This window comes from Pseudomonas corni, from assembly GCF_057128765.1.
In genome coordinates, this window is the sequence record NZ_JBSKHW010000014.1 from 12,541 (window position 1) to 27,325 (window position 14,785).

Below are 14,785 nucleotides of genomic sequence, written 5' to 3' on the forward strand. Positions count from 1 at the left end.
GCAAGCGCGCTCCTACAGGGATCAGCCGTTACAAGACTTTATCCAGCGTGATCGGAAACTCGCGAACGCGCTTGCCGGTAGCGTGATACACCGCGTTGGCGATGGCCGACGCAACGCCGACGATGCCGATCTCGCCAACGCCCTTGGAGCCCAGGTCATTGACGATGCTGTCGTTCTCTTCAACGAAGATAACGTCGATCTCGCCAATGTCTGCGTTCACCGGGATGTGGTATTCGGCCAGGCTGTGGTTCATCACTCGACCCAGATGGTGGTCGGTTTGTGATTCTTCCTGTAACGCCTGACTGATACCCCAGACCACACCGCCAAGAATCTGGCTACTGGCCGTTTTGGGGTTGACCACTCGCCCGCCGGCAATGGCGCTGACCACTCGAGTCACCCGAATATTGCCTAGGTCTTCATCGACCTGCACCTCAACGAACACCGCCGAATGCGTGGCGGTGGCATAGGCCTCGCGCTTTTCGTCCGGTTTGGAGTCAATCTGCACTTCAAGCACGTCATGAGACGAATCTCGAACGATATCTCCCAGCGCAAAACGCTGATCGCGAATATGCAGATAGCCATCACCGAAGCCGACTTCCTCCATGCCCACCACTGCATATTCAGGGTGGGCCATGCGCACGGCATCCAGCAATTTAGCGCGCAAGGCCTTGCAAGCCTGCTGCACCGCTGTGCCGACCGACGACACCGTGAACGATCCGCCCTGCAATGGCGCAGTTGGCAGGGAAGAATCGCCCAGCACAAACGTTACGTCGTCTGGCATCACGCCCGCGGCATCGGCGGCAATCTGCGTCATCACCGTGTAAGTCCCGGTGCCGATGTCAGTCGTAGCGCTGCTAACTGTCAGCTTGCCATTGGCATCCATGCTGGCCTTGGCGCTGGCGGGCATTTGCATGGCCTCCCACACACCGCCTGCCATGCCCCAACCGACCAATTGCCGACCGGCACGCATGCTGCGCGGCTCAGGGTTGCGTTTGCTCCAGCCAAAACGCTCGGCGCCCTGATCGTAACAGGCTTTCAATTCCTTGCTGGAATACGGCTTGTCTTCGTTGCCGTTGCGTTCGGCGAAGTTGACGACGCGCAGTTGCACCGGGTCCATGTTGAGGGCAATCGCCAACTCATCCATCGCGCACTCAAGCCCGACCATGCCGGATGTCGCACCCGGCGCGCGCATGTCCAGCGGCGTGAAAACGTCCAGCGGCGCCAGCTTGTAGCCCAATTGCACGTTGTCGCACTGATACAACATGCCACTCCACTCAACGACGTGCTCGGTGAAGTCTTCAAAACGCGAGGTCTGACCGATGACGTCATGCCCGATGGCCAACAGTTTGCCGTTTGCCGCCGCGCCCAGTCGCAGGCGCTGCTGAGTGCTCGGGCGATAGCCAAAGGTGAACATCTGCTGGCGGGTCAGGGTCAGGCGCACCGAACGCTTGAGCTTCAACGCCGCCATCACCGCTAGTGGCAATTGATACTGCGGACGCAAACCAGAGCCGAAGGCACCGCCTACAAACGCCGCAAGAACGCGGATTTTTTCTTTTTCCAGACCGAAGACGTTGTGCAGATAGTCCTGACAGTTCTGCGGGCCTTGGGTCTTATCGTGGATTTCCAGGCTGCCGTCCGCCTGATACATCACGGTCGACGCATGGGGCTCCATCGGATTGTGATGCTCATTGGGCGTGCTGTACTGCGCATCGACGCTGACCGCGGCGCCGACAAACTGCGCCTGAAAATTCCCGCGCGGTTTGGGGGTTTCGGCGGGCGCGGTGTGGGCCTCATCTGTAACTGACTGCAGATTGGTCTGGTGAGCCTCAGTCTCGTACTCGATATGCACCAGAGAACCAGCGTAGCGCGCCAGCTCAAGGGTATCGGCCACTACCAGCGCCAGCGGCTGGCCGCTGTACAACACACGGTCGTTGTAGAGCGGGCGAAAGGGCGAGCCTTCTGCCGAGTCGGCGTCCTCGTAGTCCTTGTCATAGCTGGCAACCGGCGGGCGATTGGTGTGATCGATCACTGCCACTACGCCCGGCACTGCGAGGGCTTTGCTGGTGTCGATGCTCAGCACACGACCACGGGCGATGGTGCTGGAGACGACGCTGCCGTGCAGCAGGCCCTGCTCAGGAAACTCCCCCGCATACCGCGCCTGACCTGTGACTTTGAGCATGCCGTCCACGCGATCAAGCGGTTTGCCGAGTGGCGAATTAGTCGCGTTCATTAGAGGGCACCTCCGGTTGCAGCATCGCTCAACGCACGCACAATCGCGCGACGAGCCAATTTGATTTTGAAAGCGTTGTGTTCCAACGGTTGCGCGTCACGCAGCATCGCATCAGCCGTTGCGACAAACGCTTCCCGGGAAACGGCTTGGCCTTTGAGCGAAGCTTCCACTGCCTTGTCACGCCACGGTTTGTGGGCGACGCCGCCCAGCGTCAAGCGCACGTCACGAATGATGTCGCCGTCCAGTTCGAGCGCTGCGGCTACCGAGACCAGCGCAAAGGCGTAGGACGCACGATCACGAATCTTCAGATAGTGGCTATTAGCTGCGAACCCGGCGGCTGGCAGTTCAATGGCAGTGATCAACTCATCATCAGCCAACTGGTTATCGCGCTCAGGGGTGTCACCCGGCAAGCGATGGAAGTCAGCGAATTCGATCTGTCGCTTACCGGCGCGGCCTTCGACGTGTACCACTGCTTCCAGCGCAGCCAAGGCCACACACATGTCGGATGGATGAGTGGCGACGCACGCATCGCTGGCACCCAGAATCGCGTGAATCCGGTTCAGGCCGTCTTTCGCGGGGCAGCCGGTTCCCGGTTCGCGCTTGTTGCAAGGCACGGTGGAGTCATAGAAGTAATAGCAACGGGTGCGCTGCAAAAGGTTGCCGCCGGTGCTCGCCATATTGCGCAGTTGCGGCGAAGCGCCAGCCAGTACCGCCTGAGATAGCAGCGGATAGCGACTTTCAATCAACGGGTGCCACGCCAGATCGGCATTACTCACCAGCGCGCCGATCATCAGGCCTCCGCTGGCGGTCTCTTGAATGTCCGTCAGCGGCAGCCCGGTGATATCGATCAGGTGTTCCGGACGGGCGATGTTTTCTTTCATCAGGTCGAGCAGGTTGGTGCCCCCTGCGATGAAGCGCGTGGCGGGCCCGGCCAGGTTGACCGCCTGGATGACGTCAGTTGGCTTGCTATAACTGAACGGATTCATGAACGACGCCCTCCCTGGTCAGGGGCCGCATCAAGCAGCGGGATGACTTCCTGCACTGCCGCGCGGATATTGCTGTAGGCGCCGCAGCGGCAGAGGTTGCCGCTCATCAGCTCTTTGATTTCATCGTCGGTAGTGGCGCGGCCTTCGTTGGCGAGCCCTACCGCTGAACAAATCTGCCCCGGCGTGCAGTATCCGCACTGAAAGGCGTCGTGCTTGATGAAGGCTTGCTGCATCGGGTGCAACTGCCCTTCCCGCGCCAGACCTTCAATCGTGGTCAGCTGCGCGCCGTCACACATGAGCGCCAGGGTCAGACAGGCGTTGATCCGTTTGCCATCGCGCAACACCGTACACGCGCCGCATTGACCGTGGTCGCAGCCTTTTTTGGTGCCTACCAGATCCAGTTGTTCGCGCAATAGATCGAGCAAGGTGGTCCAGGGTTGTACGGTCAGTTGTCGGATTTCGCCGTTGAGAGTCAAAGAAATCGCGTGGCCAGCGAAGTCCGGTTGTGGGGTCGCGCTCATGAAAGCCTCACGGTAGGTATTGGAATGCGCAGTTAATCTGCGTCTCAAGGGGTACGACTCGTGGGTTTTCGGAAACGTTCAGGGTTTGTGATGGGCGTAGGAGCAAGCCGCATATCCGTGTGGGAGCGAGGCGTGCTCACCCTTGCGCAAGATGCGGGGCCTGTAGGAGCGCGCTTGCCCGCGATTGCGGTGCTTTAGCCAATAACTGGGTAATTGATAGACCGCAATCGCGGGCAAGCGCGCTCCTACAAAGTCCAGCGTCTCAACATCAGCAGCCATCCCCCAACGCTGCTGGTATGATGCGCCGCTTTTTGTGACTGGCAGAATTTGTGCAGGTTGTTTGGACAGGCTGTGCTTTGCTGTTTTAGTCGATTCATTAATGGCGCGATTGCGTCACGGGGAGCCTCACATGCTGGAGCGGCTGTTTCAACTCAAGGCACATAACACCAATGTGCGCACCGAAATCCTGGCCGGGGTCACGACCTTTCTGGCCATGGCCTACATCCTGTTCGTCAACCCGAGCATCCTCGGCGAGACCGGCATGGACAAGGGCGCGATCTTCGTCGCCACCTGCCTTGCCGCCGCCATCGGCTCCACGGTCATGGGCCTGATCGCCAATTACCCGATTGCCCTCGCGCCGGGCATGGGCCTGAACGCCTTTTTCACCTACACCGTCGTGCTGCACATGGGTCACACCTGGCAAGTGGCATTGGGTGCGGTGTTCATCTCGGCGGTGATGTTCTTTCTGCTGTCGATCTTTCGGATTCGGGAATGGATCATCAACAGCATTCCCCTGCCCCTGCGTTCGGCGATAGCCGCCGGCATTGGCCTGTTCCTGGCACTGATCGCGCTGCATAACGCACAGATCGTCGTCAGCAATCCGGCCACCATGGTGGGTCTGGGCGATCTGGCGAAACCTGCGCCGATCCTCGCGACGCTGGGCTTTTTCCTGATCGTGGCGCTGGAAGCCCTGAAAGTGCGCGGCGCCGTGCTGATCGGCATTCTGGCGGTGACGATTGTCTCGATCCTGTTCGGCTTCACCCCGTTTGGTGGCGTGATGTCGATGCCGCCCTCCCTGGCTCCTACCTTTATGCAGCTGGACATTGCCGGCGCGCTGAACATCGGTCTGGTGAGCGTGATCTTCTCGTTCTTGTTCGTTGATCTGTTCGATAACTCGGGCACGCTGATCGGCGTCGCCAAGCGCGCAGGCCTGATGGGCAAAGACGGCCACATGCCGAAGATGGGCCGTGCCCTGATCGCCGACAGCACCGCGGCAATGGCAGGTTCCCTGCTGGGCACCTCGACCACCACCAGCTACATCGAATCCGCTGCGGGCGTCAGTGCCGGTGGCCGCACCGGTCTGACGGCCATCGTCGTCGCCGTGCTGTTTTTGCTGGCGCTGTTTTTCGCACCATTGGCGGGCAGCGTTCCGGCTTTCGCTACCGCACCTGCGCTGCTGTTCGTCGCCGTGTTGATGACCTCGGGGCTTGCGGAAATCAACTGGGACGACATCACCGAAGCCGCGCCGGTGGTCATCACTGCACTGGCGATGCCGTTCACTTATTCCATCGCCAATGGCATCGCCTTTGGTTTCATTGCCTGGACGGCGATCAAGCTGCTGTCGGGTCGCGGCCGTGAGCTGAATTCGGCGCTGGTGATCCTGTCGATCCTGTTCGTGATCAAGTTGGGCTTTTATCCATGAGTTCTGTTTTCGACCCCGCGAGCTACAGTCTGCAGCTCGATGAAAAAGCCCAGCGCCTGCGCGAATTGCTGGCGCCGTTCGACGCGCCTGAGCCACAGGTGTTTGATTCGCCCACGTCGCACTATCGCCTGCGCGCCGAATTCCGCCTGTGGCGTGACGACGGTAAACGCCACTACGCGATGTTCGCGCCGGGGGACAAGCACACGCCGATTCTGATCAATGAATTCCCCATCGCCAGCCAGCAGATCAACACGCTGATGCCGGTGTTGCGCGAACGTTGGGAAGCCAGCAAAACCCTGAACCACAAGCTGTTTCAGGTGGATTTCCTGACCACGTTGTCGGGCGACGGCATGATCACTCTGTGCTATCACCGCCCGCTGGATGACGCGTGGCAGGTTGAAGTCGAGCAGTTGGCAGCGGACTTGAAGGTCAGCGTGATCGGCCGTTCCAAAGGCCAGCGTGTGGTGATCGGCCGCGATTACGTGACTGAAAAACTGGAGGTGGCCGGACGCACTTTCAGCTATCGCCAGCCGGAAGGCGCGTTTACCCAGCCAAACGGCACCGTGAACCAGAAGATGCTGAGCTGGGCTTACGATGCTTTGGGCGAGCGCGAAGACGATTTGCTGGAGCTGTATTGCGGTAACGGCAACTTCACTCTGCCGCTGGCGACGCGGGTGCGCAAAGTGCTGGCAACCGAAATCAGCAAGACGTCGGTGAACGCTGCGCTGAGCAATCTGGCGGACAACTCGGTGGATAACGTGTCGTTGGTGCGGTTGTCGGCCGAAGAGCTGACCGAAGCACTGAATGACGTGCGTCCGTTCCGGCGTCTGGCGGGCGTGGACCTCAAGAGCTACGACTTCGGCAGCGTATTCGTCGATCCGCCCCGCGCGGGGATGGACCCGGACACCTGCGAGCTGACCCGGCGTTTCGAGCGCATCCTTTATATCTCCTGCAACCCGGAAACCCTGGCCGCCAACATCGCGCAGCTGCATGACACCCACCGGGTGGAGCGTTGTGCGCTGTTTGATCAGTTCCCGTACACGCATCACATGGAGTCGGGGGTTTTGTTGGTTCGCCGCTGACGCCAGCACTCCCCTCTGTAGGAGCGAACTTGTTCGCGAGGCGGTTTACCAGACACACCGCACCGTCTGCCTCGCCAACAAGTTGGCTCCTACAGAAATCAGCGTTTTCCTCCACCAGCGATCATGAAATTTCTGACAGCTGCGGCATTTTGGCGCAGGTTGCGGTATAACCTTCGGCCGTCTTTCGCCCCGATGGATGTCTTGTCGTGAGTTCCGATTCTTCCCCCTCCAGTGCCAAGCCCTCGACAGGCAGTGCGCTGCGTCAGCCAGGTTTTCTGGCATTCCTGAGTGCTCGTCTCGCCGCCGTTTTCGCCATGCAGATTCAAGCCGTGGTGGTTGCCTGGCAGGTCTACGACATGACTCGCGACCCGATGTCGCTGGCCTATGTGGGACTTGCGCAGTTCATCCCCATGCTGCTGTTGCTGATGCCCGCCGGGGATTTGATCGACCGCTACGACCGCAAACTGATCTTGACCTGTAGTTGGCTGGTGCAAGGCTGTTGCAGCCTGGGGCTGATGCTGTTTTCCATCACCGAACACCACGACACCCGCCTGATCTACGCCACATTGGCCGTGTTCGGTTGCGCGCGGGCGTTCACCGGTCCTGCGCTGCAAAGCCTGTTGCCGCAAGTGGTACCCCGTGAACAACTGGCCTCGGCGATCGCGACCAACAGCATGATCATGCGCATCGCCACCATCGCCGGGCCTTTGGTGGGTGGCGGTCTGTACGCATTAGGCGGTGGCGGTCTGACCTATAGCGTGTGCATGGCGAGCTTTGTCAGCGGCGCATTTTTGCTGACCCGCGTGCCGGTGATCTTCGCCGAGAAGAAGATGGCCCTGGAGTCCACAGCGTGGAAGCGCTTCACGGCGGGCATCCTGTTTATCCGCTCGCGCCCGATCATTCTCGGCACCATTTCCCTGGATCTGTTTGCCGTATTGCTAGGCGGCGTGGTGGCTTTGCTACCGGTCTACGCCCATGAAGTGTTGCATCTGGGGCCCCAAGGTCTGGGCGCGTTGCGCAGCGCCATGAGCCTGGGCGAGGTCAGCACCGGCCTTTATCTGAGCATGCGGCCGCTGGACCGTAACGTCGGCATGACGATGTTCATCGCGGTGGCGATATTTGGTGTAGCCAATCTGGTGTTCGCGCTGTCGACGTTGTTCTGGCTGTCGCTGTTTGCGCTGATGATTGCCGGGGCGGCCGACATGGTCAGTGTTTATATCCGCTCGACGCTGGTGCAGTTCTCCACCCCCGACAACATGCGCGGGCGGGTGAACGCGGTGAATATGCTGTTCATCGGTTCGTCCAACGAACTGGGCGAATTCCGCGCAGGCAGCAGCGCCGCGCTGTGGGGCGCGGTACCAGCGGCGATCATTGGTGGGGTTTGTACGCTAAGCGTGGTCGGGGCCTGGATGGTCGGGTTCAAGGCGCTGCGGCAGGTGAATCACTTCGCCGATGCCTCGCCCGCCGATGTAACCGAGAAGCAGACAGCGCGGGTCTGACATCGGTGATAGGTCCTGTAGGAGCGCGCTTGCCCGCGATGAATTTCTGTCAGTACCCCTTCAGGAATTGACAAACCGCAATCGCGGGCAAGCTCCCTCCTACAGCCCCCGTTTGCTGGAGCCTGCGCATCAAAGCGCTTTGATCTGCCCGATCCCAAGCGCAGGCACACCCTCTCCAATCCCGTTCTCAAGCGGCGCGCCGAACTCATCCAGGCTGATCTGAAACCGATCGCCCGGCTGGGTTTTTATCCCGTCGGCAAACGACAACGTGGCCGTGCCGAAGTAGTGAATGTGCACATCGCCAGGGCGCAGAAACTGCGCGTACTTGAAGTGGTGAAATTCGAGGTTGGCCAGGCTGTGACACATGTTGTCTTCGCCGCTCAGGAATTCCTTCTCCCAGATCACTTCGCCGTTGCGCTTGATGCGGCTCATGCCCGCCAGATGATGCGGCAACTCGCCCACACGCAGTTCCGGGCCGTAGGCACAAAAGCGCAACTTTGAATGCGCCAGGTACAGGTAATTGCGGCGCTCCATCACGTGGTCGGAAAATTCGTTGCCCAGCGCGTAGCCCAATCGGTACGGCAAGCCGTCGTCGCCGATCACGTAAAGCCCCGTTAGCTCAGGTTCTTCACCCGCGTCTTCGGCGAAGGCTGGCACCGGGAAGTCGGCACCGGGACGCACGACGATGCTGCCGTCGCCTTTGTAAAACCATTCCGGTTGCGCGCCCACTTGACCCGACGCCGGTTTGCCACCGTCGATGCCCCACTTGAAGATCTTCATGGTGTCGGTCATGCCAGCTTCGACTTCGCCGTCGTGCTGATGCATTTTGTCCCGCGCGGCGGCGCTGCCCAGATGAGTCAGGCCGGTGCCGCTGATCAGGCAATGGGCCGGGTCTTCGTGGTCCAGTGGCGGCAGGATATGTCCGCTTGTGAGCAGTGCGGCGTAGTCCGGACCGGCTTCGGTGCCGCGTTGGGCGACTTCTTCCTGCAAGCTGTGTTGCGCACGAATGGCAGACAGTGCGAGTTCGCGGGTGCTTTGGGTGTTGAGTACAACGTTCAACTGTTCACCATCGACGACGCCGACCTGACGCTGCCCGTGGGTGTTTTCAAATTGAATCAGGCGCATGGGCCGGATCTCCATTATTGGATGTGCTGCTCACTGAGGGGCGATAAAAATCTGGTGGGAGGGAGCTTGCTCGCGAAGAGGTCGGTACATCCGCCACATGATCATCGCGGCCGCCGTCGTCTCGCGAGCAAGCTCCCTCCCACAAATCGCGTTTCGTTTGGAGCGGGCAAACACCATCACTCGATGATGTTGAACTCGCTCAGGTACTCATCCGAGATTTCCAGACCCAGGCCCGGCAGGTTGTCGTCCAGCTGGATGTAGCCGTTGACCGGCTGCGGCTCGCCCTTGAACACGTAGTAGAAGAGTTCGTTGCCGACTTCGACGTCGAATACCGGGAAGAACTCGGCCATCGGCGAGGCGGTGGTGGACATGGTCAAGTGGTAGTTGTGCATCTGACCGGCGTGAGGGATGACCGGCACCGACCAGGCTTCGGCCATGGCGTTGATTTTGCGCGCTGCGGTGATGCCGCCCACGCGGTTGGTGTCGTACTGAATCACATCGACAGCGCGGCGTTCGAGCATGTCTTTGAAGCCGTACGAGGTGAATTCGTGCTCGCCGCCGGAGATCGGCATGATGCCCATCTTCTTCAGCTCAACGTAGCCTTCCAGGTCATCGGCGATTACCGGTTCTTCCAGCCAGCGCGGCTCGAATTCCGCCAGTTTGGGCAACATGCGGCGGGCGTATTCGAGGGTCCAGCCCATGTAGCACTCAAGCATGATGTCGATGTCAGGGCCAGCCAGATCACGCAGCGCGCGGACCTGCTCGATGTTCTTGCGCATGCCCGCCGGGCCGTCTTTCGGACCGTAGCCAAAGCGCATTTTCATCGCTGTGAAGCCCTGACTGAGGTAGCCCTGAGCTTCTTCGAGGAACAGATCCAGATTGTCGTTGGCGTAGAGTTTGGAGGCGTAGGTCCAGATTTTTTCCTTGGTCCGGCCGCCCAGTAGTTTGAAGACCGGCTTGTTTACGGCCTTGCCCATGATGTCCCAGATAGCGATGTCGATCGCTGAAATGGCCGCCATGCCAATGCCTTTTCGGCCCCAGGCGTGGCTCTGGCGGTACATTTTCTGCCAGATGTATTCGTTGTCGAACGGGTCTTCGCCGATCGCGATGGGCGCCAGATAAGTGTCGATGATTTCCTTGGCTACCCGTGGCGCCAGCGCGCAGTTACCAATGCCGACTATGCCGTTGTCGGTCTCGATTTCCACCACCAGCCAGCCGTGAAAACGAAACGAGCCCATGGCGTCGCCGCGCTCGAACAGGATGTCGCTGGCGTTGGTGCAGAAGTGCGCCTGAGGTGGAACGACTTTGCCTTTCCACTCAAAAACTCGGGTACGAATTGCTTTGATTTTCATGAAGACAGGTTCCTTGATTGCCAGTGAATCCTGCGCGATGCGGGACTGGCTTTTTGTAGTTGTTTATTCGCCTCGCGTGTCCGGCGTAGAGCCGTGCTGCGCGAATCGATGGAACGACTTTGCCAGCGGTGATGGACACGCGGCTAATCACTTATGCGTATCCAGTGATAGCTACAGGTGATCGGCTGGAAGCGTTCGTCAAGCTCGGGGTTATAGGAACGCTGCTTCTCTGAAGGAGCCAACTTGTTGGCGAGCGATCGCGAATCGCAGTCCCGTCAAAAGCCTCGCGAACAAGTTCGCTCCTACAGAGTCAGCGGCAGATCCAGATTTTTCGTCAGAGGGTAGGAGCGCGCTTGCCCGCGAATAGATGATCAGGCGATGGAGATGAATCGGATGTGTGGCCGTCTTCGCGGACAAGTCCGTTCCCACATTTTCAGACCCAACGCGCACCCCCGTTCGCCGCAAAACCCGTGGGAGCGGACTTGTCCGCGAAGGCGGCATACGGAGCACCACAAATTCCAGACAAAAAAAACCGCAGAACGCACTGCAAAAGCGTCCTGCGGCAAAAACGTGGTCGTTTAAACAAATGGGGGATCAGGCGTTGCTCTGCCCCATCCGGCAGGCGATCTGGAACGCCTGGGCGATGGCGCCGACGTTGGCGCTGCCCTTGCCGGCAATGTCGAACGCAGTGCCGTGGGCCGGTGTGGTGATCGGGATCGGCAGGCCGCCCTGCACCGTGACACCTCGGGAGAAGCCCATCAGTTTGATCGCGATCTGGCCCTGGTCGTGGTACATCGTGACCACCGCGTCGAAGGCTTTGGCATCACCCTGCACTTTCAGAAAAATCGTGTCTCCCGGATAAGGGCCATCGGCGTTGATGCCCAGTCCCTGAGCGGTTTTCACGGCTGGGCCAATGATGTCGATTTCCTCGCGTCCGAACGAGCCGTTGTCACCGTTGTGCGGGTTCAGGCCACAGACACCGATACGTGGGGCCTTCAGCCCATTGCGCTTGAGCGCATCGTCAATAAGGCGAATGGCTTCGATCACCCGCTGCTGACTGAGCATGCCCGGCACCGCCGACAGCGCCACATGGGACGTCACGCGGGAGGTCCAGAGATTGTCCAACACGTTGAATTCACAGAACGGCCCGTTGAAACCCAACAGCTCGGCAAACCAGTGCAATTCGTCGTTGTGCGCCATGCCAGCCATGTGCAGCGAAGTCTTGTTCAACGGCCCGAACAACACGGCGTTGGTGGTTTTGGCAGCGGTCAGTTCGACAGCGATTTTCAGGGTGTCAAGGCAATAGCGGCCACCGATGGCGCTGGCCTGGCTGCGGGGAAACTCTCCCACGGCATCGCCCCGAAAGTTGTAGAAAAGTGGCGTGTCATCGCTGAACACCAGGTTGTCCAACGAATCGATTGGCCGATACGGAAATTCGAGCCCGGCGATGTCCATGCCCCTTCGCATCTCGGCTTCGTCAGCGATCAGAATCACTTCGGCCTGACTGCGCACCTCGGCGCTTGAAAGCAGCCGTGCAATCAATTCAGGACCAATGCCCGCAGGATCACCCAATACCATCGCAATACGTGTCTTGCTCATGCTTCACTCCTCACCTGTTCTGGCCGCGACTGCGCGCTGGCGCTCGGCTCGCAACGGTAGATACGTCGCGCGTTGCTGTAGAAAAGACGCTCCTGATCGGCGCGCGGCAGATCACGAACGATGTGTTTGAAACCGCTATAAATGTCGTCAAACGAGCCGCACAGGCTGTCGACCGGAAAGTTGCTGGCGAACATCGCGCGCTCTGCGCCGAACATGGCGATGATTTCCCGCACGATCCAGGCGTTGTCCTCGACGCGCCAGGGTTTCCCGCCCTGCCCCAGCCCGGAAATCTTCACCACCACGTTGGGCTGCTCGGCCAGTCGTGACATCGCTGCATGCCACCCAGCCAGACCCTGCTCGCTGCGATCGGACGGCAGACCGGCGTGGTTCAGAATCAGCGTCGTGGTCGGGAAGTCCCGCGCCAACTGCTCGGCTTCAGGCAGGTTCCACCAGGGCGTTTGCAGATCGAAATGCAAGCCGAGGTCGTGCAGCGCGGCATAGCTTCGTAGCCAATATTCATCGCTCATCAAGGTGCGTCGTTGACCCACTTGCTCAGGAGAAGTCGGACCACCCGGCTTGTGACGGACACTGCGCACGCTCTTGAATGCAGCTTGTTCGGTCAGCAGCGCGATGGCGTCGGGGTGATCAAGCCAGGCTTGGGCGACCACCGCATTGGGCACGCCGTATCGGGCGGCGATTTTCTCGATGAAGCGGGTTTCGCCGATCGGGTCGGTCGGGTCCCATTCGGTTTCGACGTAGACGGTCTGCACCACCTGGTGCTCGCCAGCGTCCTGAAAGTATTCCGGCGGCAGGTAGCGGCGCTTGATCGCTGAGTAATCGCCGTAGCGGAACGGGATGTTTACGCCCTCCGAGAGCCACGGGTGATGGTTCACCTGCGGGTCCCAGAAATGGTGATGGGCGTCGACTATCGGGCCGTTCCAGATGCTTGACTCAGACATTGCCAACCTCCTGCGGGCCATCGAGGCTGATCAACAACGTGGCCAGTACGAACAGCGCCGCGCAGATCGCGAAGAACGCGAGCACAGCGCCGAACCCGCCGAAGAACTGCAGGATCACGCCCACCAGAATCGGTACGAAGATACCGCCGACGCTGCCCGCCAGGTTCATCACGCCACCGATCAAACCAACTCGTGCTGGCGCTGCCAACAAGGCCGGGAAGCTCCAGTACAAGCTGCCCCACATCAGGAAAAACGCCGTCATCGCCAGCAACGCTACGGCGGCAAACGGGTCGGTCAGGTGTGGCAAGAGCAGCAGTGCGCCCAGTGCGATCACGCCCGAAAAGGTCAGCAGACCTTTGACCGCCAGGCCACGGCGCACGCCTTTGCGGATCAGGCCGTCGCACAGGAATCCGCCGGTCAATGAACCCAGTGAGCCGCAGATGAAGATCACGAACGTGGCAAAACCGATGCCCTTGATGTCGAAGCCCCGGGCTTGCGCCAGGTAGCTTGGGCCCCAGGTCAGCAGGCCGAAATACACCATCGCCCAGCTGGAGCGCCCGACGAGTAAGCCAGTCAGCGAACGGGCGGCAATGCCCAGCCCTTTGACCTTGGCCCGCGCGGCTTCGGCGGCAGGGGTTTCGCGGCCGGCGTTGATTTTTTCCAGTTCTGCCGCGTTCACTTGCGGGTGAACGGAGGGGTCGTCACGCAGGTAACGCCAAGACACCAGACCCAGCGCGAGGGTCGCGACACCGGCGATGACGAAGGCCATGCGCCAGGAATCCAGCGAGACGATGAGGTAGGCGATGATCAAACCGCCCAACGCCACGCCGAGTGGGCTGCCGCTGTCCATCATCACCGCGCCACGGCTGCGTTCGCTTGGCGCCAGCCACAGGGAAATCAGCTTGCCGCCCGAGGGGAATAACGGTGCTTCGGCGGCTCCGAGAAACATCCGCGCGAACAGCAACGACGCGCCGCCGGTGGCAAACCCGGCCAACACTTGAAAGGTGCCCCACAGCCCGGTGGACCATGTGATTACGCGGCGCGGGCCGAAGCGGTCGATCATCCAGCCGCCGGGGATCTGCAACAGCGCGTAGGCCCAGAAGAAGCTACTGAGGATCAGGCCCTGCATGGCCGGGGTGAGGGAAAACTCCTTGGCGATGGTCGGCATGGCGATGGACAGCGAAACGCGGTCGATCAGGTTGACCATGGTCAGCACAAAGATGATGGCGAAGATGCGCCAGCGAACCGTACTGGCCTTGGCCGCAAGGACATTGGCGGGGGATTTAGCGAAGGTCTCACCTGTTGCGGACAGGTGCACGTCGGCGCTGCTGCGAGCCATGGTGCGTACCTCGAATTTCTTGTTTTTATTGATCGATGATCATCAGGCGATCACCGTTTGTGCGCAACAACCTGGCTACGCGATGAGCTCACTATCGAAGTCTTACCGATAACCGTCTAATCAAAACTGGAAATAGGGCGATAGCTGGAGGATATACCTCGGGATTGAAAGAGTGATCGCGCGTTGACGCGTTCGCCCGCCAACGGATTTTGGGGCTGCTGCGCAACCCATCGTCGGCAAGCCGGACTCCTACGGCCTGCGGCCAGAATCAAAAACAGGACAGTACCGCTCCCCCGCTTCTGCCGAAGGCGTAGGAGTCTGGCTTGCCGACGATCTGGCGCGCAGCGGCAGCAAAACCGGCGAACGCAATATGCCTGACACACCCCGCCAC

11 protein-coding genes are annotated in these 14,785 nt (G+C 60.2%); 3 read left to right on the plus strand and 8 right to left on the minus strand.

The genetic code is table 11. The features are described 5' to 3' along the window. Window positions 1-28: 28 nt before the first annotated feature. The 3 genes from ACWKV9_RS20400 to ACWKV9_RS20410 are packed head-to-tail and all read right to left on the minus strand — an operon-like array spanning window position 29 to window position 3,737. Window positions 29-2,230 carry a xanthine dehydrogenase family protein molybdopterin-binding subunit gene (locus ACWKV9_RS20400; protein WP_483837944.1) on the minus strand — a complete coding sequence of 734 codons (2,202 nt, stop codon included), beginning with the start codon at window positions 2,228-2,230 and terminating at the stop codon, window positions 29-31. Beyond that, window positions 2,230-3,216, minus strand: coding sequence for an FAD binding domain-containing protein (locus ACWKV9_RS20405; protein ID WP_483837945.1), 987 nt, complete (start codon window positions 3,214-3,216; stop codon window positions 2,230-2,232). Before ACWKV9_RS20405 ends, ACWKV9_RS20400 begins: the two co-directional genes overlap by 1 nt. Further along, the gene (locus ACWKV9_RS20410; protein ID WP_483837946.1) at window positions 3,213-3,737 is read right to left on the minus strand and encodes a (2Fe-2S)-binding protein; all 525 of its coding nucleotides are present in this window, start codon (window positions 3,735-3,737) and stop codon (window positions 3,213-3,215) included. Before ACWKV9_RS20410 ends, ACWKV9_RS20405 begins: the two co-directional genes overlap by 4 nt. Window positions 3,738-4,146: 409 nt before the next feature. On the opposite strand from ACWKV9_RS20410, the gene ACWKV9_RS20415 reads away from it, so the two are divergent. The 3 genes from ACWKV9_RS20415 (at window position 4,147) to ACWKV9_RS20425 (ending at window position 8,020) form a co-directional block, all read left to right on the plus strand. Further along, complete coding sequence (locus ACWKV9_RS20415) at window positions 4,147-5,439, plus strand: NCS2 family permease (protein ID WP_483837947.1); 1,293 nt, start codon at window positions 4,147-4,149, stop codon at window positions 5,437-5,439. Continuing rightward, window positions 5,436-6,521, plus strand: coding sequence for a tRNA (uridine(54)-C5)-methyltransferase TrmA (gene trmA / locus ACWKV9_RS20420; protein ID WP_483837948.1), 1,086 nt, complete (start codon window positions 5,436-5,438; stop codon window positions 6,519-6,521). Before ACWKV9_RS20415 ends, trmA begins: the two co-directional genes overlap by 4 nt. Before the next feature lie 206 nt (window positions 6,522-6,727). Beyond that, window positions 6,728-8,020: an MFS transporter gene (locus ACWKV9_RS20425; protein ID WP_483837949.1), complete on the plus strand. Its 1,293-nt coding sequence runs from the start codon at window positions 6,728-6,730 to the stop codon at window positions 8,018-8,020. Between the two features lie 129 nt (window positions 8,021-8,149). Here ACWKV9_RS20425 and araD1 read toward each other — a convergent pair whose 3' ends face one another. The 5 genes from araD1 to ACWKV9_RS20450 all read right to left on the minus strand — a co-directional run bounded on the left by araD1 (window position 8,150) and on the right by ACWKV9_RS20450 (window position 14,394). Beyond that, a complete protein-coding gene (gene araD1 / locus ACWKV9_RS20430) occupies window positions 8,150-9,145 on the minus strand; it encodes an AraD1 family protein (protein ID WP_483837950.1) in 996 nt (331 codons plus the stop codon). A 176-nt stretch (window positions 9,146-9,321) separates the two neighbouring features. Next, window positions 9,322-10,497, minus strand: coding sequence for an L-rhamnonate dehydratase (locus tag ACWKV9_RS20435; protein WP_483837951.1), 1,176 nt, complete (start codon window positions 10,495-10,497; stop codon window positions 9,322-9,324). Window positions 10,498-11,091: 594 nt separating this feature from the next. Beyond that, a complete protein-coding gene (locus ACWKV9_RS20440; RefSeq protein WP_483837952.1) occupies window positions 11,092-12,096 on the minus strand; it encodes a 4-hydroxythreonine-4-phosphate dehydrogenase PdxA in 1,005 nt (334 codons plus the stop codon). Beyond that, entirely contained in the window at window positions 12,093-13,055 is a 963-nt protein-coding gene (locus ACWKV9_RS20445; RefSeq protein ID WP_483837953.1) for an amidohydrolase family protein, read from the minus strand. The genes ACWKV9_RS20440 and ACWKV9_RS20445 overlap by 4 nt, the downstream gene beginning before the upstream one ends. Further along, window positions 13,048-14,394: an MFS transporter gene (locus ACWKV9_RS20450; RefSeq protein ID WP_483837954.1), complete on the minus strand. Its 1,347-nt coding sequence runs from the start codon at window positions 14,392-14,394 to the stop codon at window positions 13,048-13,050. The genes ACWKV9_RS20445 and ACWKV9_RS20450 overlap by 8 nt, the downstream gene beginning before the upstream one ends. Window positions 14,395-14,785 lie beyond the last annotated feature (391 nt).

What these genes read in the sequence shown, in the direction of transcription:
- ACWKV9_RS20400 (WP_483837944.1), bottom strand. Translation starts at nt 2,230, where the DNA reads ATGAACGCGACTAATTCGCCACTCGGCAAACCGCTTGATCGCGTGGAC.
- ACWKV9_RS20405 (WP_483837945.1), bottom strand. Translation starts at nt 3,216, where the DNA reads ATGAATCCGTTCAGTTATAGCAAGCCAACTGACGTCATCCAGGCGGTC.
- ACWKV9_RS20410 (WP_483837946.1), bottom strand. Translation starts at nt 3,737, where the DNA reads ATGAGCGCGACCCCACAACCGGACTTCGCTGGCCACGCGATTTCTTTG.
- ACWKV9_RS20415 (WP_483837947.1), top strand. Translation starts at nt 4,147, where the DNA reads ATGCTGGAGCGGCTGTTTCAACTCAAGGCACATAACACCAATGTGCGC.
- trmA (WP_483837948.1), top strand. Translation starts at nt 5,436, where the DNA reads ATGAGTTCTGTTTTCGACCCCGCGAGCTACAGTCTGCAGCTCGATGAA.
- araD1 (WP_483837950.1), bottom strand. Translation starts at nt 9,145, where the DNA reads ATGCGCCTGATTCAATTTGAAAACACCCACGGGCAGCGTCAGGTCGGC.
- ACWKV9_RS20435 (WP_483837951.1), bottom strand. Translation starts at nt 10,497, where the DNA reads ATGAAAATCAAAGCAATTCGTACCCGAGTTTTTGAGTGGAAAGGCAAA.
- ACWKV9_RS20440 (WP_483837952.1), bottom strand. Translation starts at nt 12,096, where the DNA reads ATGAGCAAGACACGTATTGCGATGGTATTGGGTGATCCTGCGGGCATT.
- ACWKV9_RS20445 (WP_483837953.1), bottom strand. Translation starts at nt 13,055, where the DNA reads ATGTCTGAGTCAAGCATCTGGAACGGCCCGATAGTCGACGCCCATCAC.
- ACWKV9_RS20450 (WP_483837954.1), bottom strand. Translation starts at nt 14,394, where the DNA reads ATGGCTCGCAGCAGCGCCGACGTGCACCTGTCCGCAACAGGTGAGACC.